Genomic DNA, 3994 nt, shown 5'->3' on the forward strand with positions numbered 1-3994 from the left:
GTCGACCAGCTGGTCGACCAGCTGATCAACCTGGTCGGCGAACTCGTGATCACCCAGGCCATGCTGGCCCAGAACAGCCAGGGCCTGGACCCGGCGCTGTACCAGCAGCTGGCCGCCGGCCTCGCCGACCTGGACCGCAACACCCGCGATCTGCAGGAATCGGTGATGTCGATCCGCATGATCCCGATGTCGATGGTGTTCAGCCGCTTCCCGCGCATGCTGCGCGACCTGGCCGCCAAGCTCGGCAAGAAGGTCGACTTCGTGACGCTCGGCGAAGCCACCGAACTGGACAAGGGCCTGGTCGAGAAGATCACCGACCCGCTGACCCACCTGGTGCGCAACAGCTGCGACCACGGCATCGAGACCCCGGCCGAGCGCGTCGCCAAGGGCAAGCCGGAAACCGGCACGATCACGCTGAGCGCGTCCCACCAGGGCGGCTCGATCGTCATCGAGGTGCGCGACGACGGCCGCGGCCTGTCGCGCGAGAAGCTGCTGAAGAAGGCCCGCGAGCGCGGCATCCCGGCACCCGACTCGATGACCGACCAAGAAGTGTGGGGCCTGATCTTCGCCCCCGGCTTCTCGACCGCCGACGTCGTCACCGATGTCTCCGGCCGCGGTGTCGGCATGGACGTGGTCAAGAAGAACATCACCGCGCTGGGCGGCACCGTCGAGATCGATTCGGCCGAAGGCTACGGCATGCGCGTCTCGGTGCGCCTGCCGCTGACGCTGGCCATCATGGACGGCATGTCGGTGGGCGTCGGCGAAGAGGTCTACATCCTCCCGCTGTCATCGGTGATCGAGTCGTTCCAGGTGCAGCCCGACATGGTCAAGACGATCGGCGGTTCCGGCCGCGTGGTCGAGGTGCGCGACGAGTACATGCCGGTGCTGGAGATGGAGCACGTGTTCAACGTGCCGCGCTTCGACTTCGAGCACGTCAGCGGGATCATGGTGGTGGTCGAGGCCGAGGGCGGGCGCGTCGCGCTGCTGGTCGACGAACTGCTCGGACAGCAGCAGGTCGTCGTGAAGAACCTCGAGGCCAACTACCGCAAGGTCAATGACGTGTCGGGCGCCACCATCATGGGTGACGGCCGCGTGGCGCTGATCCTGGACGTGGGCAGCCTGGTGCGCCGCTCGCGCCACTGAGTCACGCCCCTGATCGACCCCTCTCACCTTTCCGGAGCTCGACGAAATGAAGTTGAATGACGTTCGAGTCGGCGCACGCCTGGGTGGCGGTTTCGCCGTCACCCTCGCCTTGCTGTGCCTGATCATGGTCGTGGGCATCTGGCGCCTGGGCAGCATCGCCCAGGCCACCCAGCAGATGATGACCGAGCCGCTCGCCAAGGAGCGCCTGGCCGTCGAATGGGCACGCAACGTGTCGATCGGCGTGACCCGCGGCAAGGCGATCGCCAAGAGCCCGGATGCCACGCTCGAAGCGCTGTTCTCCGACGAGGCCAAGGCCTCATCGGCGCGCGCCAACGAGATCACCCAGGCGCTGAAGGCCTTCCCGACCACGCCCGAGGAGCAGGTGCTGCTCGACCGCATCGCGGAGACGCGCAAGACCTACCTGGTGGCACGCGACGGGATGTCGGCCGCCAAGCGCGCCGGCAACGCCGAAGAAGCCACGCGCATCTACGACACCAGCTTCCAGGTCGTCGGCCCGGCCTACGTGGCCGTGATGCAGGCCTACGTGGACCACCAGAGGAAATCCATCGACCAGATGGCGAAGCAGATCGATGCCGACGCGCTGCGCGGCCGCCTGCTGATCGGCGTGACCGGCGCCCTCGCGCTGGTGCTGGGCGCCGTGTTCGCCTGGCTGCTGACGCGCTCGATCACGGTGCCGGTGGCGCAGGCGGCGGCACTCGCCGACGCGGTGGCCGGCGGCGACCTGTCGCGCCGGATCACGGCCGACGGCAGCGACGAGATCGCCGGCCTGATGCGCTCGCTCGGCAAGATGAATGCCAGCCTGCACGACATGGTCACGCAGGTGCGGCAGTCGGCCGACAGCATCCAGGTCGCGAGCAGCGAAGTCGCCACCGGCAACCAGGACCTGAGCTCGCGCACCGAGCAGACGGCCTCGAACCTGCAGCAGACCGCATCATCGATGGGCCACCTGACCGGCACCGTCAAGCAGACCGCCGATTCGGCACGCACCGCCAACCAGCTGGCCTCGTCGGCGCAAGGCGCTGCCGGCAAGGGTGGCGAGGTGGTGTCGCAGGTCGTCTCGACGATGAACGACATCCATGCCAGCTCGAAGAAGATCGCCGACATCATCGGCGTGATCGACGGCATCGCCTTCCAGACCAACATCCTGGCGCTGAACGCGGCCGTGGAAGCCGCCCGTGCCGGCGAGCAGGGCCGCGGCTTCGCGGTGGTCGCGAGCGAAGTGCGCAGCCTGGCGCAGCGCAGCGCGCAGGCCGCCAAGGAAATCAAGAGCCTGATCGACGCCTCGGTCGACAAGGTCGATTCCGGTTCGCGCCTGGTGGCGGATGCCGGCCAGTCGATGACCGAGATCGTCACCAGCGTGCGCCGCGTCAGCGACATCATCGGCGAGATCACCTCGGCGGCGTCGGAGCAGAGCGACGGCATCGGCCAGGTCAACACCGCGGTGACGCAACTCGACCAGATGACGCAGCAGAACGCCGCGCTGGTGGAGCAGTCCGCCGCGGCCGCCGAATCGCTGAAGGAGCAGGCGGTGAAGCTGTCGGGTGTGGTGTCGGTGTTCCGGCTGAGCGCCTGACAAGCCCCTGGCGCGCCTTCGGGCGCGCCGTGTCCCCTCTGTCCCCCAGGAGCGCCGCATGCAGTTCAGTTTCCGCAACGCCCGCATCGGCACCCGGCTCGGGCTGGTCTTCAGCCTGCTGGTGCTGCTGATGGTGCTGGCCACCGGCTACAGCGCGCTCAAGCTGAAGCAGACCACGTCGACGCTGAAGCGCCTGTCGGCCACCGAATGGCAGATGACGCAGCTGGCGCGCGACTGGAATGCGCAAGCCGCGATGAACACGCTGCGCGCGACGACGAATGCACGCCTGGGCACCGGCGAGTTCTCCGACGAGCTGACGAAGCAGTCGAAGGCCACGCTGGCCCTGAACGCCGAGACGATCAAGAAGATCGAGGCGCTGGTGTCGGACCCCGAGATGAAGGCGCTGCTCGACAAGGCGGCGCAGGCGCGCAAGGTCGCGCTCGCGTTCGACCCGCAGCTCGACGCGCTGAAGAACAGCGGCGACTTCGTCGCGCTCGAAGGCCTGCTGGCCGGCGACTACGACAAGACCCACAAGGCCTACCAGGCGGCCGTCGACGAGCTCGCCGCGCTGGCCACGGCCCGCGCCGCCGTCGCGCAGGCGCATGCCGAGACCGGCACCAGCCTCGCGGCCACCGTGGTCGGCGTGCTGGTGCTGGTGTGCGTCGCGGTCGCCGGCGGTTTCGGCTGGTGGCTGAGCCGCTCGATCGCCGCGCCGATCGGCGAGGCAGTGCGGCATGCCCGCGCGATCGCCGGCGGCGACCTGTCGCAGACGCTGTCGATCGAGGCCGGCGGCGAAGCCGGCGAGCTGGCGCGCGCGCTGGCCGACATGCAGGCCTCGCTGCGCCGGCTGGTCGGCGAGGTGCGCAGCAGCACCGACAGCATCACGACCGCCAGCGCCGAGATCGCGACCGGCAACCACGACCTGAGCGTGCGCACCGAGCAGACCGCGTCGAACCTGCAGCAGGCCGCGTCGTCGATGGAGCAGCTGACCGGCACCGTCAAGCAGAGCGCCGACTCGGCCCGCCAGGCCAACCAGATGGCGTCGTCGGCCGCCGAGGTTGCCGCGCGCGGCGGCTCGGTGGTCTCGCAGGTCGTCACGACGATGAACGAGATCAATGCGAGCTCGAAGAAGATCAGCGACATCATCGGCGTGATCGACGGCATCGCGTTCCAGACCAACATCCTGGCGCTGAACGCAGCCGTCGAAGCGGCCCGCGCCGGCGAACAGGGCCGCGGCTTCGCGGTCGTCGCCAGCGA

The 3994-nt window shown here is 68.8% G+C and carries 3 protein-coding genes; all 3 read left to right on the forward strand.

The genetic code is table 11. The features are described from left to right. On the forward strand, positions 1-1143 hold a 1143-nt coding region (locus AC1D01_RS23930; protein ID WP_477870779.1), incomplete at its 5' end, for a chemotaxis protein CheA. Positions 1144-1189: 46 nt separating this feature from the next. Continuing rightward, on the forward strand, positions 1190-2737 hold the full coding sequence (locus AC1D01_RS23935; protein ID WP_477870781.1) for a methyl-accepting chemotaxis protein: 1548 nt from the start codon (positions 1190-1192) through the stop codon (positions 2735-2737). A gap of 58 nt (positions 2738-2795) precedes the next feature. Beyond that, positions 2796-3994: methyl-accepting chemotaxis protein (locus AC1D01_RS23940; RefSeq protein WP_477870783.1), on the forward strand; the 1199-nt coding region annotated here is incomplete at its 3' end.

This window comes from Rhizobacter sp. P3_B12 (assembly GCF_056402895.1).

Coding starts and splice junctions, on each gene's coding strand:
- AC1D01_RS23935 (WP_477870781.1), top strand. CDS start 1,190: ATGAAGTTGAATGACGTTCGAGTCGGCGCACGCCTGGGTGGCGGTTTC.